Source organism: Streptomyces sp. STR69 (genome assembly GCF_024519455.1).
Lineage (GTDB): Bacteria > Actinomycetota > Actinomycetes > Streptomycetales > Streptomycetaceae > Streptomyces.
This window is the reverse complement of sequence record NZ_JALJRY010000040.1, coordinates 1-22,146: the sequence shown is the minus strand read 5'-3', so window position 1 is coordinate 22,146 and position 22,146 is coordinate 1. Positions and strand designations below refer to the sequence as shown.

At 69.2% G+C, this 22,146-nt stretch carries 22 protein-coding genes and 1 riboswitch; of the genes, 13 read left to right on the top strand and 9 right to left on the bottom strand.

The genetic code is table 11. The features are described 5' to 3' along the window. Nucleotides 1-146 precede the first annotated feature (146 nt). The 5 genes from OC490_RS44215 to OC490_RS44195 all read left to right on the top strand — a co-directional run bounded on the left by OC490_RS44215 (nt 147) and on the right by OC490_RS44195 (nt 5,334). Nucleotides 147-1,481: an ABC transporter substrate-binding protein gene (locus tag OC490_RS44215; protein ID WP_262063724.1), complete on the top strand. Its 1,335-nt coding sequence runs from the start codon at nt 147-149 to the stop codon at nt 1,479-1,481. Next, nucleotides 1,478-2,467, top strand: a complete 990-nt coding sequence (locus OC490_RS44210) for a carbohydrate ABC transporter permease (RefSeq protein WP_262063723.1) — start codon at nt 1,478-1,480, stop codon at nt 2,465-2,467. Before OC490_RS44215 ends, OC490_RS44210 begins: the two co-directional genes overlap by 4 nt. Further along, a complete protein-coding gene (locus OC490_RS44205) occupies nt 2,464-3,342 on the top strand; it encodes a carbohydrate ABC transporter permease (protein WP_262063722.1) in 879 nt (292 codons plus the stop codon). Before OC490_RS44210 ends, OC490_RS44205 begins: the two co-directional genes overlap by 4 nt. Nucleotides 3,343-3,392: 50 nt before the next feature. Further along, complete coding sequence (locus OC490_RS44200) at nt 3,393-4,421, top strand: LacI family DNA-binding transcriptional regulator (RefSeq protein WP_262063721.1); 1,029 nt, start codon at nt 3,393-3,395, stop codon at nt 4,419-4,421. Between the two features lie 106 nt (nt 4,422-4,527). Continuing rightward, nucleotides 4,528-5,334: an HAD family hydrolase gene (locus OC490_RS44195; RefSeq protein ID WP_262063720.1), complete on the top strand. Its 807-nt coding sequence runs from the start codon at nt 4,528-4,530 to the stop codon at nt 5,332-5,334. 92 nt (nt 5,335-5,426) lie between these two features. On the opposite strand, the gene OC490_RS44190 is transcribed toward OC490_RS44195, so the two are convergent. The 3 genes from OC490_RS44190 to OC490_RS44180 form a co-directional block, all read right to left on the bottom strand. Then, the gene (locus OC490_RS44190) at nt 5,427-5,894 is read right to left on the bottom strand and encodes a transglycosylase SLT domain-containing protein (RefSeq protein ID WP_262063719.1); all 468 of its coding nucleotides are present in this window, start codon (nt 5,892-5,894) and stop codon (nt 5,427-5,429) included. Nucleotides 5,895-5,899: 5 nt separating this feature from the next. Next, nucleotides 5,900-6,099: riboswitch (cyclic di-AMP (ydaO/yuaA leader) on the bottom strand. 231 nt (nt 6,100-6,330) lie between these two features. Further along, nucleotides 6,331-8,325, bottom strand: coding sequence for a CocE/NonD family hydrolase (locus tag OC490_RS44185; RefSeq protein ID WP_262063718.1), 1,995 nt, complete (start codon nt 8,323-8,325; stop codon nt 6,331-6,333). A 16-nt stretch (nt 8,326-8,341) separates the two neighbouring features. Beyond that, nucleotides 8,342-9,847, bottom strand: coding sequence for a peptide MFS transporter (locus tag OC490_RS44180; RefSeq protein ID WP_262063717.1), 1,506 nt, complete (start codon nt 9,845-9,847; stop codon nt 8,342-8,344). A 206-nt stretch (nt 9,848-10,053) separates the two neighbouring features. Between OC490_RS44180 and OC490_RS44175 the strand changes: the two genes are divergently transcribed. Next, nucleotides 10,054-11,064, top strand: coding sequence for a polyprenyl synthetase family protein (locus OC490_RS44175; protein WP_262063716.1), 1,011 nt, complete (start codon nt 10,054-10,056; stop codon nt 11,062-11,064). A 7-nt stretch (nt 11,065-11,071) separates the two neighbouring features. Here OC490_RS44175 and OC490_RS44170 read toward each other — a convergent pair whose 3' ends face one another. Further along, a complete protein-coding gene (locus OC490_RS44170; RefSeq protein WP_262063715.1) occupies nt 11,072-11,596 on the bottom strand; it encodes a hypothetical protein in 525 nt (174 codons plus the stop codon). Nucleotides 11,597-11,910: 314 nt separating this feature from the next. On the opposite strand from OC490_RS44170, the gene OC490_RS44165 reads away from it, so the two are divergent. The 3 genes from OC490_RS44165 to OC490_RS44155 are packed head-to-tail and all read left to right on the top strand — an operon-like array spanning nt 11,911 to nt 15,020. After that, the gene (locus OC490_RS44165) at nt 11,911-13,140 is read left to right on the top strand and encodes a LolA family protein (RefSeq protein WP_262063714.1); all 1,230 of its coding nucleotides are present in this window, start codon (nt 11,911-11,913) and stop codon (nt 13,138-13,140) included. Nucleotides 13,141-13,177: 37 nt separating this feature from the next. Next, nucleotides 13,178-14,161 (top strand): ABC transporter ATP-binding protein, encoded by a 984-nt coding sequence (locus tag OC490_RS44160; RefSeq protein WP_262063713.1) that lies wholly within the window; start codon nt 13,178-13,180, stop codon nt 14,159-14,161. Further along, a complete protein-coding gene (locus tag OC490_RS44155; protein ID WP_262063712.1) occupies nt 14,148-15,020 on the top strand; it encodes an ABC transporter permease in 873 nt (290 codons plus the stop codon). Before OC490_RS44160 ends, OC490_RS44155 begins: the two co-directional genes overlap by 14 nt. Here OC490_RS44155 and OC490_RS44150 read toward each other — a convergent pair. Both OC490_RS44150 and OC490_RS44145 read right to left on the bottom strand, forming a co-directional pair. After that, nucleotides 15,010-15,633 (bottom strand): flavodoxin family protein, encoded by a 624-nt coding sequence (locus OC490_RS44150; RefSeq protein ID WP_262063711.1) that lies wholly within the window; start codon nt 15,631-15,633, stop codon nt 15,010-15,012. The two genes, OC490_RS44155 and OC490_RS44150, sit on opposite strands and share 11 nt — an antisense overlap. Before the next feature lie 62 nt (nt 15,634-15,695). Then, nucleotides 15,696-16,250 (bottom strand): DUF6668 family protein, encoded by a 555-nt coding sequence (locus OC490_RS44145; protein ID WP_262063710.1) that lies wholly within the window; start codon nt 16,248-16,250, stop codon nt 15,696-15,698. A 206-nt stretch (nt 16,251-16,456) separates the two neighbouring features. On the opposite strand from OC490_RS44145, the gene OC490_RS44140 reads away from it, so the two are divergent. Then, nucleotides 16,457-17,830, top strand: a complete 1,374-nt coding sequence (locus OC490_RS44140; RefSeq protein ID WP_262063709.1) for a tetratricopeptide repeat protein — start codon at nt 16,457-16,459, stop codon at nt 17,828-17,830. Nucleotides 17,831-17,873: 43 nt separating this feature from the next. On the opposite strand, the gene OC490_RS44135 is transcribed toward OC490_RS44140, so the two are convergent. The 3 genes from OC490_RS44135 to OC490_RS44125 all read right to left on the bottom strand — a co-directional run bounded on the left by OC490_RS44135 (nt 17,874) and on the right by OC490_RS44125 (nt 20,398). After that, nucleotides 17,874-18,356: a VOC family protein gene (locus OC490_RS44135; RefSeq protein WP_262063708.1), complete on the bottom strand. Its 483-nt coding sequence runs from the start codon at nt 18,354-18,356 to the stop codon at nt 17,874-17,876. 45 nt (nt 18,357-18,401) lie between these two features. Further along, nucleotides 18,402-19,409: an EamA family transporter RarD gene (gene rarD, locus OC490_RS44130; protein ID WP_262063707.1), complete on the bottom strand. Its 1,008-nt coding sequence runs from the start codon at nt 19,407-19,409 to the stop codon at nt 18,402-18,404. Nucleotides 19,410-19,543: 134 nt separating this feature from the next. Next, entirely contained in the window at nt 19,544-20,398 is an 855-nt protein-coding gene (locus OC490_RS44125) for an NAD(P)H-binding protein (protein WP_262063706.1), read from the bottom strand. 89 nt (nt 20,399-20,487) lie between these two features. On the opposite strand from OC490_RS44125, the gene OC490_RS44120 reads away from it, so the two are divergent. The 3 genes from OC490_RS44120 to OC490_RS44110 all read left to right on the top strand — a co-directional run bounded on the left by OC490_RS44120 (nt 20,488) and on the right by OC490_RS44110 (nt 22,028). Beyond that, nucleotides 20,488-20,886 carry a winged helix-turn-helix transcriptional regulator gene (locus OC490_RS44120; RefSeq protein WP_262063705.1) on the top strand — a complete coding sequence of 133 codons (399 nt, stop codon included), beginning with the start codon at nt 20,488-20,490 and terminating at the stop codon, nt 20,884-20,886. A gap of 236 nt (nt 20,887-21,122) precedes the next feature. Further along, the gene (locus OC490_RS44115; RefSeq protein WP_262063704.1) at nt 21,123-21,686 is read left to right on the top strand and encodes a DUF6082 family protein; all 564 of its coding nucleotides are present in this window, start codon (nt 21,123-21,125) and stop codon (nt 21,684-21,686) included. Nucleotides 21,687-21,827: 141 nt separating this feature from the next. Continuing rightward, nucleotides 21,828-22,028 carry a hypothetical protein gene (locus OC490_RS44110; RefSeq protein ID WP_262063703.1) on the top strand — a complete coding sequence of 67 codons (201 nt, stop codon included), beginning with the start codon at nt 21,828-21,830 and terminating at the stop codon, nt 22,026-22,028. Nucleotides 22,029-22,146: the final 118 nt, after the last annotated feature.

Here is a 22,146-nt window from a genome sequence, read left to right as displayed (position 1 = left end):
GTGATCGTGCACATAGGTGGTCGCGGGTCGCACCCATCAGCAACAAGTAGGTAACCCCAGGCGACACCCATTGACAAGGGTCCGAAACAATTCTCTACTGTGCACGGTCACAGAGCCGTGGACAGGCTCGCACTCAGTCAGGGGAGATGAAGATGTCGATCCACCGCCACCAGTTCAGCAGGCGCAGCATCCTTGCCGGGGCAGCAGCTGTCGGCCTCACCGGCACCCTCGCCGCCTGCGGCGGTTCCGACGACGACTCCGGCAAGAGCAGCGGGCCCGTCAAGCTGACCTACTGGTCCTGGGCGCCGAACATGGACAAGGTCGCCGCGATCTGGAACAAGAAGAACCCGGACATCACGGTCACCGTCTCCAAGCAGGCCGCCGGCAAGGACATCGTCTCCAAGCTGATCACCGCGAAGAAGGCGGGCAACGCCCCCGACCTGATCCAGGTCGAGTACCAGTCGCTGCCGACGCTGGTGTCGAACGACGTCCTCGCCGACATCTCGAAGTACGCGAAGTCCGCCAAGTCCGAGTTCGCCGAGGGCCTTTGGGCCATGGTGACGCTCGGCACCGACGCGGTGTACGCGATACCGCAGGACTCCGGCCCGCTGATGTTCTTCTACCGCGAGGACCTGTTCAAGCAGCACAACCTGACCGTCCCCGCCACCTGGGACGACTTCGCCAAGACCGCCCGCGCCGCCAAGAAGGCACTTCCGAACGCCTACTTGACGACGTTCTCCTCCAACGACCCCGGTCTGTTCGCCGGGTTGGCGCAGCAGGCCGGTGCCAAGTGGTGGACCGTGGGCGACGGCGGCAAGTGGACCGTGGGCATCGACGACGCGGCCACCAAGAAGGTCGCGGACTTCTGGGGCGGTCTGGTCCAGGAGGGCGTGATCGAGAACCAGCCGATGTACACGCCGGCTTGGAACAACGCGCTGAACAAGGGCACCAACATCGCCTGGGTCTCCGCCGTGTGGGCGCCCGGTGTGCTGGTCAGCTCCGCCCCCGACACCAAGGGCAAATGGCGGATGGCGCCGCTGCCGCAGTGGAGCGCGGGCGAGAGCGTCACCGGCAGCTGGGGCGGTTCCTCCACCGGTGTCTCCACCGACTCCAAGCACGCCGAGGCCGCGGCCAAGTTCGCGGCCTGGCTGAACACCGACCCGGAGGCGCTGGCCGCCCTGGTCAAGGAGGTCGCCATCTACCCGGCGGCCACCAAGGGCCAGTCCGGCTCGGTCCTCACCCCGCCCGCGTTCTTCCCGAACCAGACCGACTTCTACGACACGGCCGCGAAGATCGCCGCGACCACGGCCGCCTCCGCCTGGGGCCCGAACGTCCAGGTCGCCTACGACACCTTCAGCGACGCGTTCGGCAAGGCCACCAAGGCGAAGAAGGCGGCCCAGTTCGACACCGCGCTCGCCACCATGCAGTCGGCGACCTTCACCGACATGAAGAAGCAGGGCTTCAAGGTGACCGAGGCATGACCAGCACTCCGCTCAAGGGCTCCGACCGGACGACGGCCGGGCCCTTGGCGGACGGCACCGCCACCTCCGTCCGCCCCCGCCGCCTCCGCCGCCGTGGCCGCAGCGCGCCGTACTGGTTCCTGGTACCGGCCGTGCTCCTGTTCGCCGCCTTCACCGTCGTACCGATCGGGTACGCGGTGTGGCTCAGTCTCCACAAGGTCCAGGTCAAGGGCATCGGCCTCGGCAAGGGCGCCCGTCAGCAGGTGTGGAACGGCATCGGCAACTACACCGACGTCCTGAACGACTCCGAGTTCGGCCACAGCGTCCTGCGCGCCTTCGGCTACGGCCTGATCGTCATCCCCACGATGCTCGGTCTGGCCCTGGTCTTTGCGCTGATGCTGGACACCCCGCAGGCCCGCAGCGCCAAGTTCGCCCGGCTGGCGATCTTCCTGCCGTACGCCGTCCCCGGCATCATCGCCGCCCTCATGTGGGGCTTCCTCTACCTCCCGACGGTCAGCCCCTTCTACTACATCCTGCGCGAGTTCAACCTCCCGCAGCCTGACCTGTTCGACGGCGGCAACCTGTACCTGTCCTTCGCGAACATCGCGGTGTGGGGCGGCACCGGCTTCAACATGATCGTCATCTACACGGCCCTGCGCTCGATCCCGCAGGAGATCTACGAGGCCGCCCGCATCGACGGCGCCTCCGACCTGAAGATCGCGCTGCGGATCAAGATCCCGATCGTGATGCCGTCCCTCGTGCTCACGTTCTTCTTCTCGGTCATCGCCACGCTCCAGGTCTTCACCGAGCCCATGGCGCTCAAGCCGCTGACCAACGGCATCTCCGGTTCCTGGAGTCCGCTGATGGCCATCTACGACGCCGCCTTCCTCCGGTCGGACATCTACGGCGCCTCCGCCACCGCCGTGGTGCTGGCCCTGGCGACCTTCGCACTCTCCTTCACCCTGCTGCGCGTCTCCGACCGCTACACCCGGGAGGACCGGGCATGACCCCCCTCACCCTCACCGCCGACGCCGACCAGGGCCTCAGCAAGCCGAAGCGCACCGCCTGGGTGCCGACCCTGGTGCTCATCCTCGGCTCGCTCTACTGCCTGATCCCCGTGGCCTGGGTGGTCATCGCGGCCAGCAAGGGCCACGGCGAACTTTTCTCCACCTTCACCTTCGCCCCCGGCACCGGATTCCTCGACAACCTCAAGGAGTTGAGCTCCTACCGGGACGGCATCTACTGGCAGTGGATGGTCAACTCCCTCTTCTACGCGGGCGGCGGCGCCCTGCTCTCCGCCGCGGTCTCGGCCGCCGGCGGCTACGCACTGGGCCGATTCGCCTTCAAGGGGCGGGAGTTCGTCTTCAAGCTGATGCTGGCCGGCGTCCTGGTCCCCAGCATCGTCCTGACGGTCCCGCAGTACCTGCTCCTCTCCAAGCTGGGCCTGGCCGACTCGTACTGGTCGATGCTCCTCCCGTCGATCCTCTCCCCCTACGGCGTCTACCTCGTCCGGATCTACGCGGCGGCCTCGGTGCCCGCCGAACTCCTCGAAGCCGCCCGCATGGACGGCGCGAGCGAGTGGCGGATCTTCTCGCGGATCGCGGTGCCGATGATGATGCCGGGGCTCATCACGGTGTTCCTGTTCCAGTTCGTCGGCATCTGGAACAACTTCCTGCTGCCGTACGTGATGCTCGCGGACGACACCAAGTTCCCGATCACACTGGGCCTTTACACCCTGCTCAACCAGGGCGCCTCCCAACCCGCCCTCTACACCCTGGTCATCATGGGCTGCTTCCTCGCGATCCTGCCGCTGATCGCGCTCTTCCTGGTGATCCAGCGCTTCTGGTCGCTGGACCTGCTGAGCGGCTCGGTCAAGGCGTGAGACAGGTACCGCGCTCCAACTCCCCCCACTGAACCGGCAGAACGAGGAACATGACCACCAGTCCGAACGGACGCCGCAAACCGCCCACCATCCACGACGTGGCCCGGGAGGCAGGCGTCTCGCGGGGGACCGTCTCCCGGTTCCTCAACGGCGGCCACTACGTCTCACCGGCCGCCCGCACCGCCGTGGAGACGGCGATCAGGAAGACGGGCTACGTCGTCAACCGGCACGCCCGCTCCCTGAGCACCGGACGGTCGGACTCGGTGGCGTTCCTCCTCACCGAACCGCAGGAGAAGTTCTTCGAGGACCCCAACTTCAATGTCCTGCTGCGGGGTTGCACCGAACACCTGGCCCGCCACGACATCCCCCTGCTCCTGATGCTGGCCTCCTCCAAGGACGACCGCCGCCGCCTCACCCGCTACATCACCTCGGGCCACGTGGACGGCGTCCTCCTCGTCTCCAACCACAGCGGCGACCCGGTGGCGGCCGAACTCCGCCACGCGGGCATCCCGTTGGTGGCCTGCGGCAAACCGCTCGGCCCCGCCTCCAAGTACAGCTACGTGGCCGCCGCCGACCGCGACGGCGCCCAGGAGATGGTCCGCCACCTCATCTCCCGGGGCAGACGCCGCATCGCCATGGTCACCGGCCCGCTCGACGCCCCCGGCGGCCCCGACCGCCTGGCCGGCTATCGGGACGTCCTCACCGAGGCAGGCCTCCCGCACGACCCGACCCTCGTCGTGGAGGGCGACTACCGCCGCACGGGAGGCGAGGAGGCAGCCCGCAGACTCCTCACACAGGCCCCCGACATAGACGCGGTGTTCGTAGCCTCGGACCTGATGGCCCTGGGAGTCGTCAACACCCTTCAGCAATCCGGCCGTTCGGTCCCGGATGACATCGCTGTCGGAGGCTTCGACGACTCGGCGGCGGCCACGGCGATCACCCCCGCCCTCACGACCATGCGCCAGCCCTACGACCGCATCAGCGCCGAGATGGTCCGCATGCTGCTCGCGCAGATCGCCGGCGAGGACACGGCGGGCGTGATCCTGCCCACCGAACTGGTGATCCGGGAGTCGGCATAACCGCCGTAACTGTCAAACCAACCGGAACGCGGGTAGACGTATGTGAAGGCAGCAGCCGTCCGGTTCGTGTCGAGTCGGTGGGGCGTTCCATCCGTATTCTCTGATCATGGCCGCACCCCTCGCATATGCACTGATCGCCACCGACCTGGACGGAACGCTGCTGCGCGGCGACGACACGCTCTCCGACCGGTCCCGCATCGCACTCGCGAGGGTGACGGCGGCCGGCGCCCGGCATCTCGTCGTCACCGGCCGGCCCGCCCCGAGGGTGCGCCCGCTGCTCGAAGACCTCGGCAGCAGGGGGCTCGCGGTGTGCGGACAGGGCGCGCAGTTGTACGACGCCGGCGCGGACCGTCTGCTCTGGTCGGTCACCCTGGACAGGGAGTTGGCGGAGACCGCACTCGGCAAGATCGAGGCGGAAGTGGGCCAGGTGTACGCGGCGGTGGACCAGGACGGAGTGGACGGCCTCACACTGATCGAGCCCGGCTACTTGATGCCGCACCCCACGCTCCCCGCGGTGCGGGTGGGCAGGCGCGACGACTTGTGGTCCGAACCGATCAGCAAGGTGTTGCTCCGTCACCCGGCCCTGGAGGACGACGAGTTGGCGTCCACGGCGCGCTCGGTGGTCGGTTCACTGGCCTCGGTCACCATGTCGGGCCCCGGCACCGTCGAACTCCAGCCACTCGGCATCACCAAGGCGACAGGCCTGGCCCTGGCCGCCCAACACCTCGGTCTGCACCCCGCCGACACCATCGCCTTCGGCGACATGCCGAACGACATCCCGATGTTCGACTGGGCGGCACATGGGGTGGCGATGGCCAACGCCCACCCCGAACTCAAGGCGGTGGCGGACGAGGTGACAAAGTCGAACGAGGACGACGGAATCGCCGAGGTCCTTGAAAGACTCTTCAACTGAAACGCGCCCCTTCAGGGGCGCGGGGAACTGCGCGACCAGCCACGACGGCGCGAGAGTCGAACAAACAACCCGTCGTGGCTGGTCCAACGTTTCTAGTAAGCCCCGTACACGTTGTCGATCGACCCATAAACCGCCGCCGCGTAGTTGCAAGCAGCCGTGATGTTCGCGACCGGGTCATACGGGTCGAACGAAGTCCCGACAACGTGATACGCGTTGAACGTCGGGTCGATGACCTGGAGAAGCCCCTTCGACGGCGTACCCGCCGCCGCGTTGGAGTCCCAGTTGTTGATCGCGTACGGGTTGCCGGACGACTCACGGATCACGTTGCGGTAGATCCCGTTGTACGTCCCCGGAATCCCCTTCTGCGCCATGATCGCGAGCGACTCACGGATCCACCCGTCAAGGGTGTTGGGGTACCCGGCGACCGTGGTCGACGAGGTCGTGGCGGCCGAGGCGGTGGTCGCCCCGACGATCGGCAGGGCGAGTATCGCGGCACCGGTGCCGGCGACGACCACGCGGCGGACGAGTCGGGCGCGGCGGGACTGAGCGGATGCAGGCATGACGAGGTTCCTCTCCGTCGCCTGCGAGGTGAGCTGTCGGGTTCGGGCTGGGAGGTGCCCGGCCACGCCCTCACGGACGTGACTTAACCCCAAGCCGTCCCGGTGCGTGACCGGTCCGGCGACTTACCTGGGTCCCCCGCTCCTGCCGTGCGAGAAGTTCGTGACTGGGATGCCGGGCGGCGGCAGGATTCGGCGTTCCGCTCGACAGGCCGGGAAACTATGCGAGAGCACATGTCCGGAACAAGTGGCGGAATCACACCTAACCCCTATTGACCTTGGTCTGAGGCGTATGGGGCACTTGATCCTTTGCGCGAGCCAAGGGTCAACTGTCAATCGCCGCAAGGGGAAACGCCAGCGTGCCGGACCATAGGCCATGCACAGGAACGCGTGACCCAACTCACGGCGAGATTAAGAACGGCAAATCGGGCATTCGTCCTCAACTGGCAGTTCTCGGAATCCTTTTCTCCCAAGTGTGGTGAAAGATCACTTCGCTGCCCTCGGTGCAGATCACCTCATTCAAGGTAATAAAGTACGTTTCGTCGCAGGTAATCTCCGACCGCGTCCGCACGGTCGTGTCCCATCCCGGCTCCGGCCGATGCAGCCGGATCGTCCAGTCGGACCGCGTGCGGGCGGACAACGGATCCGACTCGTCGATCGTGTACGTCTCCAGCGCGTCCTCGGTGAACTCGAGCCCGTCCGGATACACACGCGTGCCGCCGTACCGGGGGTCCACCTCCAGCCGCCACTCGCCCTTCGCGACATCCCGCACGACCAGCCGCTCGGGCCGCGGCTCGTCCAGCGTGGCCGCGTGGTTGACCCCGATCGGCGCGGCCTCCTCGGGCTCGTCGAAGCGAATATCGCCCGTCAACTCCCGCTCCCGCACCGGGAGTTCCATCGCACTCCCCTCCGGATCCAGCGTGAACCCCGCACCCGACCCCGGCTGCGGCCAGATCCACGGCCAGTACGCCGACGACACCGCGAGCCGGATGCGATGCCCCGGCGGAAACGCGTGCCCGATGCCGTTCAGCTCGAAGGTCACGTCTTCGGTGGCACCCGGCGTCCACGGCACCGCCCGGTCCCGCCCGTGCCGCGCCGACAGGTTCAGCACACCCCGGGTGACCAGCGTCGAGGAGCCGTCCGGGGCGACATCGCACAGCCTCGCGATCACCTGCCCGCGCTCCACCTCACTCGTCAGCCGCAGCCGTACCCTCGGCCGCCCCAGCACCCACGTCTCGGCCGGCACCTCGAACTCGAAGCACGCCGACCGCGCGTCCTCGTCCCGCTGGTCCGGCGGCAGATCGGCGTCGTTCCCGAACGGGAAGAAACGGCCCGCGTCCACACCGGTGTGCATGGGGGAGCGCACCAGGACGGGCGCGCCCCGGAGGCCGTACGTCGTCGTCTTCACGTGCGGCGAGGGCCAGGAGGGCTCGCCGACCCAACGGCCCGGCAGGGTGTCGTAGACCGTGGCGGGCGGGTGCGAGTCGCTGACGTAGGCGCGCAGGAGCGGGTCGGCGGTGACGCCGGTGTCCTTGTCCTTCAGCCAGTGGTCCCACCAGCGCAGGGTCTCCTGGAGGAAGCCGATCGCGGGGCCCGGCGGCAGGCCCCGGTCGGGGTACTGGTGGGACCAGGGGCCGATCAGGCCGCGTACCCGGTCGGGCGGGAGGTGCTGGACGAGCCGTAGGACCGTGTCGCGGTACGGGTCGTGCCAGCCGCCCACCGCCAGGACGGCCGCGCTGATCGCGCCGTAGTCCTCGCAGACGCTGCCGTGCTTCCAGTAGTCGTCGCGGAGCTGGTGGGCGAGCCAGGTGTGGATGAACGGGTCGATCCGTTCGAGGCGCTTGAGCCACATGTCGCGCCAGATCAGGCCCGCGTACTCGGGGTCCGGCGGGCGAGCGACGAAGGCGAGCATGGTCGCGGCCCAGGCGTGCAGGTCGACGGCGAGGGCCGAACCGCCCATGTAGTGCACGTCGTTGTCGTAGCGGTCGTCCGTGGAGCAGACGGTGACGATCGCCTTCAACGGCTCCGGCGCGAGGGCGGCGATCTGGAGGGAGTTGAAGCCGCCCCACGAGATGCCGAACATGCCCACCTTGCCGGTGCACCAGGGTTGCCCGGCAAGCCAGTTGACCACCTCGACGCCGTCGGCGAGTTCCTGCGCGTCGTACTCGTCGCCGGGCGCGCCCTCGCTGTTGCCGTGGCCCCGGACGTCGACCCGGACGGAGGCGTAGCCGTGGCCCGCGTACCAGGGGTGGCGCTGGGCGTCCCGGGGCGCGGTCCAGTCGGTCAGGCGGTACGGGAGGTATTCGAGGAGCGCGGGGACGGGCTCGTCCGTCAACGGGCGCCACACGCGCGCGTAGAGGCGTGTTCCGTCCGCGAGGGGGATGCGGATGTCCTCGTGGGTCGTCTCGTGGGGGAAGGACGTACGGATGCGCATGAGGGGACCCCTGGGTTCAGTGGACCGGGTGCATGGTGCGGCGCAGCCAGGGCGCGGCGGCCGTCACCGCGAGGCCGGCGGCCACCGCGATCGCGCCGTTGACGCCGAAGTAGGCCGGTTTGGAGACGTCGTCGTAGAGCTTCACCGTCTGGGCCTGGATGCCGTTCGCGAGGGCGAGGGACAGGAACCAGAGGGACATGGTCTGGCTGGAGAAGGCGGCCGGGGCGAGCTTCGTGGTGGCCGACATGCCGGAGGTCTCCAGGAGGATGTCGCCGAGGCCGAGCAGGAAGTACGAGCCGACGATCCACCAGGCCGACATCCGGTAGGCGTCGCCGCTGTGCCCGCTGGTCGGCAGGACCATCAGCAGGAAGGAGAGGCCGCCCAGGACGACCCCGATCGCGATCTTGTCGGAGGCGTGCGGCTGGCTCCGGCCCATGCGGACCCAGAGCGCGGCGACCACGGGCGCGAGCCCGACCTCGAAGGCGCCGAGCGCGCTTGCGTACCAGCTCGCGGGGAAGTCGAAGCCCAGGATGGTCGTCTCGGCGTTCGACGCGGCCAGCAGCATCATCGTCGAATAGGCCTGGAAGAGAATGAAGTTGAAGACCGTGGAGGCCAGGAACAGCATGATGTACGGGCGCAGTCGGCCGCGTTCCTCGGGGGTCACGCGCGGGCTCATGAACATCACTGCGAAGTACACGACCGGGGCGATGACCGAGACGACGGTCAGCAGGTCCACGAAGCGGCCCATCGTGAGCCATCCGGCGAGGGCCAGGCCGGTCGCGAGCACGGCGGCGACCACGATCCCTACGACGATCGGTCGCACCGCGCGGTGCAGCGCGTCCGGCGCGAGCGCGAACTCGGCGGTGTTCCTGCGCCCGGCGAGGTGGCGGCGGCCGGCGACGTACTGGATCAGTCCGAAGGTCATGCCGACCGCGGCGGCCGAGAAGCCCCAGTGCCAGCCCTCGTGATCGCCGAGCCAGCCGGTGATCAGCGGGCCCGCGAAGGCGCCGATGTTGATCGCCATGTAGTAGAGCGCGAAACCGGCGTCCCGGCGCTCGTCGTCGGTGCGGTAGAGCCTGCCGACCATGGTGGCCACGTTGGGCTTGAGCAGGCCGGTGCCGGCGCTGATCAGGCCGAGGCCCACCCAGGTCATCGTGCCCGTGGGGACCGCCATCGCGTAGTGCCCGCAGGCGATGAGGACGCCGCCCCACAGCACCGCGCGGTACGAGCCGAGGATGCGGTCGGCGAGCCAGCCGCCCGCGACCGAGACGAGATAGACCAGGGTTCCGTAGGCTGCGGATACGGATGCGGCCGTTCCGGACGACATGCCCATGCCGCCGTGCGCGACGGTATCCGCGAAGTAGAGGACGAGGATGGCCTGCATGCCCAGGAACGAGAAGCGCTCCCAGACCTCAAGACCGGAGAGCGTGAGCAGCCCCTTGGGCTGGCCGAAGAAGGCGTGGTCGTCCTCGGGAGGCGGCTGGTCGGCGGGCTCGGCCTCGAGTGCGGTTCGGGACACCATCCGCGGCTTCCACCTAAATAGATAGTTATCCGTTCTTATCAGGTGATCAAAAACATACCGGTCGTGATCCGATACCGCCCGGCCTGGACTGTGGTGGGTGGCACCTGTGATCGAAAGCCGACCGGATACGCTGACTTGAGTGAAGGCAGCGACCTATCGACAATCCGTGTGACCGCCCAGGGACACCAGCAGACAGGAGACCCCTCGTGACCGTCGTCGGGCCGTTCGGGCTGAGCGTGCGGGACCAGGCTCTGGAAGCCGATGTCCAGGCCGGAATGGCGGCAGTCGAGGAGGGTCTGCTCGAAGCCACCAAGAGCGAGGTGCCCTTCATCACGGAGGCCGCCCAGCATCTCGTGCGCGCGGGTGGGAAGCGGTTCAGGCCGCTCCTCGTCATGCTCGCCGCGCAGTTCGGCGATCCCTACGCGCCGGGGGTCGTCCCCTCCGCGGTCGTCGTCGAGCTGACCCATCTCGCCACGCTCTACCACGACGACGTGATGGACGAGGCGGCCGTGCGCCGAGGCGTGGACAGCGCCAACACCCGCTGGGGCAACTCGGTCGCGGTCCTCACCGGCGACTTCCTCTTCGCGCGCGCGTCGCACACCCTGGCCGATCTCGGGCCCGAGGCGGTGCGTGTGCAGGCCGAGGCGTTCGAGCGGCTGGTCACCGGCCAGATCCTGGAGACCGCCGGCCCCTCCGACGGGCGCGACCCGGTCGAGCACTACCTCGACGTGCTCGGCGGCAAGACCGGCTCCCTGGTCGCGGTCGCCTGCCGGTTCGGCGCGATGATGTCCGGCTGCGACGACACGGTCGTGGACGTCCTCACCCAGTACGGCGAGCGGCTCGGCGTTGCCTTCCAACTCGCCGACGACGTCCTGGACATCGCCTCGGACGGCCACGAGTCCGGCAAGACCCCCGGCACGGACCTGCGCGAGGGCATCCCCACCCTGCCGGTGCTACGGCTCCGGGAGCGGGCGGACCGCCTCGGACTGGCCGAGGACATCGCCCTGTGCGAACTCCTCGACTCCGACCTCACGGACGACGACCGCCTCGCCGAGGCCATCTCCCGGCTCCGCGACCACCCGGCCCTGGAACAGGCCCGCCGCGACACCGTCCGCTACGCGGAGGACGCCCGCTCGGCCCTGGCCCCGCTCCCCGAGTGCGACGCCAAGGTCGCCCTCCTGGAGATGTGCGACGCGGTGGTGCACCGGGCGGGCTGAGTCCCGTTCAGTAGCCGCTGCCTCCCGTGCTGGAGGCGGTGGCTGTCGTGGCCTTCGCCCCGGTGGGCGTCACCGCCCACCAGGTGCCGTCCACGCCCTGGCCGTAGGCCTCCTTGGGCTTGTCGTCCTTGGCGTACCGGTAGAGGGGCCAGCCGGCCAGCGTGAGCTGCGAGGTCCCGCCGGAGCGCTTCACTGTCGAGACGAGGCTCTTGTCGATGCCCTTGACGGTGACGGAACCCTTGACGGTCGCCGCGGGCCAGACCACCGCGCAGGTGCCGTAACAGGTGACCTTCGTCGGGTGGACGGAATCGGCGTCGAAGCGGTACAGGACGTACCCCTTGCTGTCGGTCACGACGGTGCCCACTTTGTCGACCTTGGCGGTCATGAGGGTCGTCGCCGTGGTGACCGCGGCCGGTGTGCCGGCCGAGCCGCCGCTTCCACTGCTGCCGCCGCTTCCGCATCCGGCGAGCGTGAGGGTCAGGATCGCGGCGCCCGTGACCGCGTATCCGGTGAGGTGCTGGGTGGCGTGCATGGCGACCCCTTCGGTCGATGCGATGTGCTGCCACTCATATGTACGGATTCAAGACGGTTTCTACTCGATGCAGGTCAACTGACCTGTGCGGGCGGCGCCTTCCCCTAGGGGTTTCGGGGAGGCGTCGCCTCCGTGTGTCATACCCCAGGTGTACGCGGAGTTGGCTCCCCGGTCTGACGCTTATCCCTCGCCGATTTGGTCAGATGGAGAACACGGAAATCACCACTCCTCACCGATTCGGGTGAGAATGGCGGCACAGGGTGGGACGCGCAGAAGACGGACCGGCCGCCGCCGACGACGGAGGTAAGGCAGACATGGCACCGTACGAAACCGACGACAGCACGGACACCGGAGAGGCTGACGAGCTCCGGTCCGGGCGGCGCAGGGCGGCGCGGTACATCGTCCCGGTCACCGTGGTGGGGGTGGCGGCGGCGACCATCGGACTGGTCCCCGCGCTCGCCGACTCCGGCGACCCGAATCTCCCGAAGATCACCGCACAGCAGCTCCTCGACAAGGTCGCCAAGTCGGACGTCCAGCAGCTGTCCGGCACGGTCAAGATCAGCACGGACCTGGGCCTGCCCGACCTCGGCGGCCTGGAGAGCAGCATGCTGTCGGGCGCCACGAAGTCCGGCGACGGCTCCTCCGCCGACCCGACCGGCAAGCTCACCGAGCTGGCCACCGGCAGCCACACCCTGCGCGTCGCGGCCGACGGCCCCGACAAGCAGAAGGTCTCCCTGCTGGAGAACGCGGCGGAGTACAGCCTCATCCACAACGGCAAGGACGTCTGGGGCTACGACAGCCAGTCGAACGAGGTCTACCACGCCACGACCTCCGCCGACGCGTCCAAGAGCGACGAGACCAAGGCCACGCCCAAGGGCCTCACCGACGAGGCGCTGAAGTCGGTCGACGACACCACCTCGGTCACGGTCGACGGCACCGAGCACGTCGCGGGCCGCGACGCCTACAAGCTGCTGATCAAGCCCAAGCAGTCCGGCACGACGGTCGGCACGATCAGCATCGCGGTGGACGCGAAGACCGGTCTGCCGCTCAAGTTCACGCTCACCCCGGCGAGCGGTGGCGCGGCCGTCGTCGACGTCGGCTTCACCCAGCTCAGCCTCGCCAAGCCGGCCGCCTCCACCTTCGACTTCAAGGTGCCCAAGGGCGCGAAGGTCACCACGGAGGACAGCCCGGCGAAGGCGACCCCGGACCACTCCGCCCCGTTCGGCAAGAACGACAAGCCTGGCAAGGCCGACAAGGGCCTCGGCAAGAGCACCGACGACCCGACGGTCATCGGCAAGGGCTGGAACTCCATCGCCGTCTTCGAGACCGGCGGCCAGGGCATCCCGTCCGGCGGCTCCTCGTCCGGCGGCGGAGACCTCGGCGGCTTCCTCAGCTCGCTCGGCGACCAGGTGAAGGGCTCCTTCGGTTCGGGCACGGTCTACTCGACCCGCCTGATCAACGCCCTGGTCACCGACGACGGCAAGGTCTACGTCGGCGCGGTCACCAAGAGCGCGCTGGTGAAGGCGGCCGACGCGGCGAAGTAGGCAAGTACCTTGTGGAGCACGGGAATTGAGGGAGCCGATGGACGAACCGTCCGCCGCAGAGCCGGGATCACGGCAGGTGGTGGACGCGGGTGACGGCATCATCGCCACCCGCGGCCTCACCAAGCGCTTCCGCGGCGGACAGCTCGCCGTGGACGGTCTCGACCTGACCGTCCCGGCGGGTAGCGTCTTCGGCTTCCTCGGTCCCAACGGCTCCGGCAAGACCACCACCATCCGCATGCTGATGGGCCTGATCGAACCCACCTCCGGCACGGCCCGCGTCCTGGGCCGCCCCATGCCGAGATCCGTCCGCACGGTCCTGCCGCACGTCGGCGCCCTGATCGAGGGCCCCGCCCTGTACGGCTTCCTCTCCGGCCGCGACAACCTCCTGCGCTACGACGCCGCCGACCCGACCGCCGACCCGCGCACCCGGCGGACCCGTGTCGCCGCCGCCCTCGACCGGGTCGGACTGACGGCGGCCTCCGGCAAGAAGGCCAAGGCGTACTCCCTGGGCATGAAGCAGCGGCTGGGCCTCGCCTCCGCACTGCTCCAGCCCCGCAAGCTGCTCGTCCTGGACGAGCCGACCAACGGCCTCGACCCGCAGGGCATGCGTGAAATCCGTTCCCTGATCCGGGAGTTGGCCTCGGACGGCACGACGGTCTTTCTCTCCTCCCACCTCCTGGACGAGATCGAGCAGGTCTGCACCCACGCGGCGGTCATGGCCCAGGGCAGACTGATCACCCAGGGCTCGGTGACCGAGCTGGCGGCCGGGGCGAGGGGGCGGCTGGTCGTGACGACCCCGGACACCGGAGACGCGGCACGGGTGCTGAAGGAACAGGGGCTGGCCGACGTGGTCGTAGCCGAGGAGCGGGTGACGGCCGAGCCGCCGGACCGTGAACTGGCCGAGGTGAACAAGGCGTTGGTGACCGCCGGGGTCCGCGTCCGCGGCTTCGGCGTCGAACGGGCCTCCCTGGAGGACGCGTTCGTGGCGCTCACGGGGGAGGGCTTCGATGTCGCAGGCTGAAGTGCTGCGCAGAGTCAGCCCGTTGTGGACCTTCGGACTGCTGCGCAGCGAGCTGGTCACCACGTTCCGCCGCTGGCGCACCCTCGCACTGCTCGGCGTCCTGGCCGCCGTGCCGATCCTGGTCGGCATCGCGGTCAAACTGGAGACCCAGGACGGGTCCGGGCCCGGGCGCGGGGACGGCGGGGGAGGGCCGGCGTTCATCGCGCAGATCACCAACAACGGCCTGTTCCTGGTGTTCACCGCCCTGGCCGCGACCCTCCCGTTCTTCCTGCCCATGGCGATCGGGGTCGTCGCGGGCGACGCGATCGCGGGCGAGGCCAGCGGCGGCACTCTGCGCTACCTCCTGGTGGCCCCGGCCGGCCGCACCCGCCTGCTGCTCACCAAGTACGCGACGGTGATGACGTTCTGCCTGGTGGCGACCCTGGTCGTGGCGCTCTCGGCGCTGACGGTCGGGGCGCTGCTCTTCCCCCTGGGCGACCTGACGACGATCTCCGGCACCCAGATCAGCTTCGCGGACGGACTGGGCCGGGCGTTGCTGATCGCGCTGGTGGTCGCCGCCTCCCTCATCGGCATAGCGGCCCTGGGGCTCTTCATCTCGACGATGACGAGCAGTGGCATCGCGGCGATGGCGACGACCGTGGGCCTGCTGATCACCGTCCAGATCCTCGACCAGATCCCCCAACTGCACGCGCTCCAGCCGTACTTCTTCTCCCACTACTGGCTGTCCTTCGCCGACCTCATGCGCGAGCCGGTCTACTGGGACGACCTGGTGAAGAACCTCGGCCTGCAGGTTCTCTACGCGGCGGTGTTCGGGTCGGCGGCGTGGGCGAGGTTCACGGCGAAGGACATCACGGCATAAGCGCCACGGCACTGCGGCCGGTCAGGTATCCGTTCGTCTCGTGCGGGAAGCGCGCGAGGGCCGCGTCCTGTGCGAAGAACGTCTTCGCGCGGGACAGCGCCCGCTCGTCCTTCAGCACGTCGCCGCGTGCGCTGCCGTTGCCCAGCAGGACCCCGCCGAAGAACATCTTCATGTACGCGGCCGAGTTGTTGAGCGTGCCGACCAGCGGGTCGGCGACCGCCTCTTCCTCGTCGGCGAGGACGGAGACGCCCCAGAGGGTGCGGCCGGCCATCGTGGCCTTGAAGTCCGCGCCGGGGACGCGCAGCCAGTCGGACCAGTAGTCCAGGTAGCGCTTGGTGAGGCCGGACACGGAGTACCAGTAGACCGGCGAGGCGATCACGATGTCGGTCGCGGCGAGGGTGGCGTCGAGGAGCCGCTTGACGTTGTCGTCGGTGGGCGCCTGGACGGGACCGTCGCGCCGGATGTCCACGAAGTCGGGGAGCGGGTGCTCGGCGAGGCGTATCCACTGCTGCTCGACGTCCGGGGGCAGTTGCTCGGCGGCCCGGCGGGCGAGCAGCTCGCTGTTGCCGTCGGTGCGGGCGCTGCCCAGGACGAAGAGGAAACGGCGGGTCATGGGTCCCCCAGAGGTAGTCGGCGCGCGATTGTTATAGCCGTCTGCATTATATGCGCGCGCAATTACTTGTCCATGGGGTGAGGGTGCGGATGCGGGTGCCGGTCCGCCCCCGTGAGCCGGATCAGGGCCTCGGTCTCGCGGGGCGGCTCACCGCTCGGATCGCCGAGCCGCCAGGCCGGCACCCAGGGCACCCGGTACACGTCGATCACCGACTCGATCGCCCTGACATGCGCGGCGAGCTCGCGCGGCAGCCGCCCCGGCGCGTCCGCGACGAGGACCACCGCGTCGAGGTCCAGCCCGGCCGGCGCCGCCCCGCGCCGGAACACCTCCACGGCCCGCGAGACGGACGCCAGCCCGGCCGCGTGCGTACGGGCGACGAGCAGCACCGACGGCGGGTCCTCGGGCCCGGGCCAGTCGCGTCCGCAGTCCTGGCCGCCGTAGACCGTCGTGAGGGTGGTGACGCCGGCGCCGCCGTGGGTGGCGACCCAGGAGAAGCGGCGCCGGGAAGCGGGGATACTGGAGATGCGCTCGGGCGCCGCAGGTGTGCCCGCGCGTGGACCGTCGTCCACCGGTCCGCGGAGCCAGATCTCCGGCCCCCGCCGTCCGCCTGTCTGCATGACCGAGTTCCTCCCTCGTGGCCCCGCCGGATCCTCACGGCCTCCGAACGGGCGCGACGGGTCCGGGAACTCCTGGGACGAGGCTGTGACGTCGCGGTGACCTGAGAACCGGAAGGGAACGGCGAGACTCAACAGTACGCGTACGAACGGATCTTGACGCTGGGGAGCGCCGGCCGGCTCTCCGGCGCATGCGAGTGAGGGAACCGATGTCTCGACTCAGCCGCGAGAAGAAGCGGGAACAGAAGCGAGCGGCACGCTCGGCACCCGCGGCGTCACCCTTCGAGGTACGCGTCCCCGTGGACGGCCCGGGCGCGGGCGGCGCGTCGATCGGCGGCGTGCCGGTCACCGTGCCCCCGGGCGAGGAGATCCAGCAGGTGGTCCTGACCCACCTCCACCGCATCGCCACGGCCACCGGCCACCCCGTCCACGCCACGATCCACGACGACCGCATCGGCTATGTCGTCCCCCTCCAGATAGACCTGGACGGTTCTACGCACTTCACGGCGGAGCCGCGGGCGACGGGGACGGCAGCGGGTGCGGGAACTGGGGAGGTGGCTGTGCGGGGTGAGCTTGTGGCGCCCTCGGGTACGGGTGCTCCGGCGGGCTATCCGCCGCCGCAGCCTGCGCTCCCGCCTGCGCTTCCGCCCTCGCTCTCACCTGCGCTTCCTGAGGACCGTCGGTCGGGCGACGACCCGGCGACGCATCGGCTGCGGGCGGTGCCGGTGCCGGTGTCGGAGTACGAGGGAGGGGCGGCGGGGCAGGTGGTCCCGACGTTTCCGTTGCGGGCGGTGCCCGAGTCGGCGGGGGAGTCGGCACCCACGTTCCCGCTGGCCGCCGTGCCGGAGTCGGCGCAGACCGGCACACCGCTCGGCTCGGTCCAGGCCCCGACGGGGCAGTTCGGTCCGCCGCCGAGCATGGACGCTTCACCGCAGGCCATCCCCACGTCCGCACCGAGCTCCAGCCTCAGCCCCACGCCAGTACCCGTATCCACCCCGGCCCCTATCCCCGACCTGGTGCTCACCGCTCCCGAACCGGATCCCAAGCCGACGCCCGCGCGTGGGTTCGACGCGGTGGCCGAGGCCGTGCTCGGGGACGATCCGGTGGTGACCGCCGGAGAAGGCGTCGCGTTTCTCGCGGAGCCGATGGCGCGGATCAACGAGGCCGTGAAGGCGGGGCGGATCGAGGAGGCGGCGGGGCTCGCGGAGCGGACCGTGGACGAGGCGGCCGGCGCCCTCGGGCCGGACCACCTCGAAGTGCAGCGGCTGCGCGAACTCACCGCCTACATCGCCTACTTGGCCGGTGACCCGGTCCGCTCCTTCCACCTTTCCCTCGACCTCGCCCACATCCGCCACCGCGCCCACGACGCGGAGGGCGCCTACGGCAGCGTCCAGAGCGCGGCCACCGCCTGGCGTGCCGTACGCGATCCCGGACAGGGCCTGTCCCTCGGCCGCGCCCTGATCGACCTGTGGACCGAACTCACCACCGAGGACGGCCCCGCCGTCGAGGACATCGAGCAACTGGAGTCCGCCCGCGCCCGCATGGGCCGCCTCACCGAACGCGCCCGCCGGGCCGCCGACTGAACCCCCGGGCGCGAAAGGCTGCGGGAACGGCTGCGGGAAAGGCCTACGACACGCAGAACTCGTTGCCCTCCGGGTCCGCCATCACCACCCACGCACCGGCGGGCTCCGACACCTGGCGCAGCACGCTCGCCCCCAGCCCCGTCAGCCGTGCCACCTCGGCCTCCCGCCGTCCCTCGCCCGGATGCAGATCGATGTGCAGCCGGTTCTTGACGGTCTTCGCCTCCGGCACCCGCTGGAACAACAGCCGCCGGCCGAGCCCGGTGCCGCGCTCCTTGTCGTACGGGTCGTCGGGATGCCGTACGGCCATCAGGTCGCGGAAGGCCGGGCGGCCGTGGAAGTCGACGGTCGCGGCGGCGGGCAACGCGCCGAGTTCCAGGAGCCGTTCGACGAGCGCGCTGTTGTCCTCGGCCTCGTAGTGCAGCGCGGCGGCCCAGAAGTCCGCCTGCGCGTGCGGGTCGGCGGCATCGATGACGAGCTTCCAGTGGACCGGGGCGGGGGTGCCTGTCGGCTCGGGAGTCTGTGTCATGCCTTCCACTGTGGCACCCGGCACTGACAGGACGCGTTCGCCGGACTACGCCTCCACCGTGTCCACCGTGTCCACCGGGTTCGTACTCGCGGTCGCGCCCGCGGCCTTGTCCTGGAGGACCGCTGTCGCAGCTGCCGTCGCTGCCGCCCTGCCCCTGCGCGCCGTGCGCCACGCGTCCGTCGTCAGCAGGACGAGGGCCAGCCACACCAGCGCGAAGCCCGCCCAGCGTGCGGGTGGCATGGACTCGTGGAAGTAGAGGATGCCGAGCAGGAACTGGAAGACCGGTGCCAGGTACTGCAGCAGGCCCAGCGTCGACAACGGCACCCGGATCGCCGCCGCGCCGAAGCAGACGAGGGGGAGTGCGGTGACGATGCCGGTGGAGGCGAGGAGCGCGGCGTGCCCGGCGCCCTCCTGTGCGAACGTCGCTTCGCCGTGCGCGCCGAGCCACAGCAGATAGCCGAGCGCGGGCAGGAACTGGATCGCGGTCTCCGCGGCCAGCGACTCGATGCCGCCGAGGTTCACCTTCTTCTTGACCAGCCCGTAGGTCGCGAAGGAGAAGGCGAGGCAGAGGGAGATCCACGGCGGCTGCCCGTAGCCGACGGTCAGCACGATCACGGCGGCGAGACCGACGCCGACCGCGGCCCACTGGGCCGGGCGCAGCCGTTCCTTCAGGAGCAGGACGCCGATCGCGATGGTGACGAGGGGGTTGATGAAGTAGCCGAGCGAGGCCTCGACGACGTGGCCGCTGTTGACGGCCCAGATGTAGACGCCCCAGTTGACGGTGATGAAGCCCGCGGCGATCGCGACGAGCCCCAACTTGCGCGGCTGGCGCAGCAGTTCACCGATCCAGGCCCAGCGCCGGACCACGAGCAGTGCCACGACGACGAAGGCGAGCGACCACACCATCCGGTGGGCGAGGATCTCGGCGGCGCCGGCCGGCTTCAGCAGCGGCCAGAACAGCGGGACCAGTCCCCACATGCCGTACGCCGCGAAGCCGTTCAGCAGCCCTATGCGGTGCTGTTCGCCCTTCGGCCTGCTCGGCTTCCCGCTCACGGGCCCCTCCTTCGCGCGCCTGCCCGGCTGCGTCGGTGCAACCTGCACGAAGGTAGCGCCGAGCGCCCCCGTCTGTCATGCCCGTATCGCCATACGGTCATGACAAGCGGGGGAGCTCCCGTGCGCGGGCGGTGTCAGCCCTTGAGCGCGAGCGCGATCGACTCGGTGATCGGCGTGGTCGGACGGCCGGAGAGGCGGGACAGGTCACCGGTGGCGATGACCAGCTCGCCCTTCTCGATGGAGGCGTCGACACCGGCGAGGATCGCGGCGAACGGCTCGGGCAGCCCGGCGCCGGTGAGGATGCCGATGAGGACCTCGCCGGGGACGTTGTTGTAGGCGATCTCCTTGCCGGTCTGCCGGCTCAGCTCGGCCGCGTATTCGGCCAGGCTCCACGCCTCGTCGCCACCCAGCTCGTACGTCTTGTTCTCGTGGCCCTCGCCGGTCAGTACGGCGACGGCGGCAGCGGCGTAGTCGGCGCGGGAGGCGGAGGAGATCCGGCCGTCACCGGCGGCGGCCACGACGGCGTTGTGCTCCAGGACCGGGGCGAGCTGCTCGGTGTAGTTCTCGTTGTACCAGCCGTTGCGCAGCAGGGTGTACGGCAGCCCGGAGGCGAGCAGGGCCTCCTCGGTGCCGTGGTGGTCGTCGGCCAGGGCGGCGGTGAGGGTGCCGGGGGCGCTGGTGTAGGCGAGGAGGGCGACACCGGCCGCCTTGGCCGCCGCGATGACGACCTTGTGCTGCTCGACCCGGCCCTTGTCGAACTCGTTGCCGGAGATCAGCAGCACCTTGTCGCCGGCGGCGAAGACGGAGTCGAAGGTCTCCGGGGTGTTGTAGTCGGCGACCGCGATCTTCACGCCGCGCTCCGCGAAGTCGGCGGCCTTCTCCGGGGTGCGCACGACGGCGGTGATCTGGTCGGCCGGAACCTTCTCCAGCAGCTGTTCCACTACGTGACGGCCGAGGTGTCCGGTGGCTCCGGTGACGACGATGCTCATGATGACGGCTCCTTGTGGGGTGCGATGGCACTAACCCTAGGTGGTGCGCTAACTCTGCGAAAGTACCCACTTTGAAGTAAGGTACTGGCATGGCAGTAAGCAGCGAGGTGGCGGGCAAGTACACCGGCGGCGAGACGATGTGCCCGTACCGCCTGATCCTGGAACACGTCACGTCCCGCTGGGGCGTCCTGGTCCTCATCGAGCTCCTTGACCGCCCGTACCGCTTCAGTGAACTCCGCCGGGCGGTCGGGCAGGTGAAACCGGTGAGCGAGAAGATGCTGGCCCAGACCCTCCAGACCCTGGAGCGCGACGGCCTGGTCCACCGCGACGCGCAGCCGGTGATCCCGCCGAGGGTCGACTACTCCCTGACCGACCTGGGCCGCGAGGCGGCGGAACAGGTGCGGGGGCTGGCGCTGTGGACGGAGGCGCGGATGGGGGAGGTGGAGAAGGCGCGGGAGGTTTACGACGCGCGGAAGAGGGCGCTCTGAGCAGGAGCGACGTGGTGTGCCCCGGGTGACTGAGGGCATGTGCACGGCGCCAGGGGGCACACGGGTGTCAGGGCGTTGGTCGACATGTGAGACCCAACCATCCATGCGCCCCCTCTCCGCCTCCCACGCCGCCTTGAGTTCCCGGGCACGCTTGGGGTGGGGTGCGCGACTGCTGTGCCCAGCCTGCGTTCCCCCTGGTCGGATCGCGGGCCGTCAGATCAGGGGGATGCCGTCACATGCCCACACGGAATTCGGCCGCGCGAAGTATCGGTTCTGCAATGGTGGCGGGGCTGGCCCGGCTGCGTTCTCCCTTCGCCCGCGGTGCCGCCCGGCGCAGGAATCAGGACGAGTTCTTCGCAGAACTTCTGCGGCAGTTGGCGCGTATGACCGAGGAGGTGCGCCGCGCCAACCTGATCCAGGAATACCGCATCGCCATGGAACAGATGGACCGGACGATGGACGACCCTTCGCTGGCCGATGCGCGGAGTACGCTGGGCGGGATCTCCGAGGCCAAGCGTCGACAGATGATCTTCGCCAACCGTCAGTACGCGTCTCTCCTCCTGTCCTATCGCATAGGGACGTTCGACTGGAGGGAACTCCTCGGTCACCTGAGGATTCTCTGTAGGAATTCCCTTTTTGCGGAGTATTGGGACCGAACGGGCGAGCATCGCAGAAGTCTTCCGGCCGACTCCGTGGAACGGCGGGTGGGTGAAGCCGTTGACACCATTATGGAAGAACTCGCCGATGATCCAGATGAATGGTGGGTTGTCGGGCATTTAGGGGAGCCGCCGTGCCCCTGACGTGCGGCATCACCACCCGATGTGATGTGGCACAATTAAAATGGCCGGAAAAATAACCGTTCCGACCAACAGAAGGCTCTCCGAGTGCTCAGCGAACATTCTGCAGCTGTTATCATCCGTCGCCTCGGAGACCCGCCTCGCATGAGAGGCAGTCACACCAACGAGACCTGCCCCGATCTATTCGAACTCAGTGACGGTAATTTTGCCGTTATTGGTACGGATCGCACCGAAGAACTCGATGCCCTTCTCCCGGCCGACGCCGCCCGGGCAGACTATGAGCGAATCGTCGTCATTACCCGTGACACATTGCTCCGCGCGAAGCGGGACATCCCCGACGCGTGACCGGAACGGACAAAGGGCCTGGGCGAGACGTCCAGGCCCTTTCGCATGTCCGGAGCGGAACCGTCAGCCGGTGACTGTCCAGGTGTCGCCGCCGGTGAGCAGTGCGGCGAGGTCGCCT

Coding starts and splice junctions, on each gene's coding strand:
- OC490_RS44215 (WP_262063724.1), top strand. CDS start 147: ATGAAGATGTCGATCCACCGCCACCAGTTCAGCAGGCGCAGCATCCTT.
- OC490_RS44210 (WP_262063723.1), top strand. CDS start 1,478: ATGACCAGCACTCCGCTCAAGGGCTCCGACCGGACGACGGCCGGGCCC.
- OC490_RS44205 (WP_262063722.1), top strand. CDS start 2,464: ATGACCCCCCTCACCCTCACCGCCGACGCCGACCAGGGCCTCAGCAAG.
- OC490_RS44200 (WP_262063721.1), top strand. CDS start 3,393: ATGACCACCAGTCCGAACGGACGCCGCAAACCGCCCACCATCCACGAC.
- OC490_RS44195 (WP_262063720.1), top strand. CDS start 4,528: ATGGCCGCACCCCTCGCATATGCACTGATCGCCACCGACCTGGACGGA.
- OC490_RS44190 (WP_262063719.1), bottom strand. CDS start 5,894: ATGCCTGCATCCGCTCAGTCCCGCCGCGCCCGACTCGTCCGCCGCGTG.
- OC490_RS44185 (WP_262063718.1), bottom strand. CDS start 8,325: ATGCGCATCCGTACGTCCTTCCCCCACGAGACGACCCACGAGGACATC.
- OC490_RS44180 (WP_262063717.1), bottom strand. CDS start 9,847: ATGGTGTCCCGAACCGCACTCGAGGCCGAGCCCGCCGACCAGCCGCCT.
- OC490_RS44170 (WP_262063715.1), bottom strand. CDS start 11,596: ATGCACGCCACCCAGCACCTCACCGGATACGCGGTCACGGGCGCCGCG.
- OC490_RS44165 (WP_262063714.1), top strand. CDS start 11,911: ATGGCACCGTACGAAACCGACGACAGCACGGACACCGGAGAGGCTGAC.
- OC490_RS44160 (WP_262063713.1), top strand. CDS start 13,178: ATGGACGAACCGTCCGCCGCAGAGCCGGGATCACGGCAGGTGGTGGAC.
- OC490_RS44155 (WP_262063712.1), top strand. CDS start 14,148: ATGTCGCAGGCTGAAGTGCTGCGCAGAGTCAGCCCGTTGTGGACCTTC.
- OC490_RS44150 (WP_262063711.1), bottom strand. CDS start 15,633: ATGACCCGCCGTTTCCTCTTCGTCCTGGGCAGCGCCCGCACCGACGGC.
- OC490_RS44145 (WP_262063710.1), bottom strand. CDS start 16,250: ATGCAGACAGGCGGACGGCGGGGGCCGGAGATCTGGCTCCGCGGACCG.
- OC490_RS44140 (WP_262063709.1), top strand. CDS start 16,457: ATGTCTCGACTCAGCCGCGAGAAGAAGCGGGAACAGAAGCGAGCGGCA.
- OC490_RS44135 (WP_262063708.1), bottom strand. CDS start 18,356: ATGACACAGACTCCCGAGCCGACAGGCACCCCCGCCCCGGTCCACTGG.
- OC490_RS44125 (WP_262063706.1), bottom strand. CDS start 20,398: ATGAGCATCGTCGTCACCGGAGCCACCGGACACCTCGGCCGTCACGTA.
- OC490_RS44120 (WP_262063705.1), top strand. CDS start 20,488: ATGGCAGTAAGCAGCGAGGTGGCGGGCAAGTACACCGGCGGCGAGACG.
- OC490_RS44115 (WP_262063704.1), top strand. CDS start 21,123: ATGCCCACACGGAATTCGGCCGCGCGAAGTATCGGTTCTGCAATGGTG.
- OC490_RS44110 (WP_262063703.1), top strand. CDS start 21,828: ATGAGAGGCAGTCACACCAACGAGACCTGCCCCGATCTATTCGAACTC.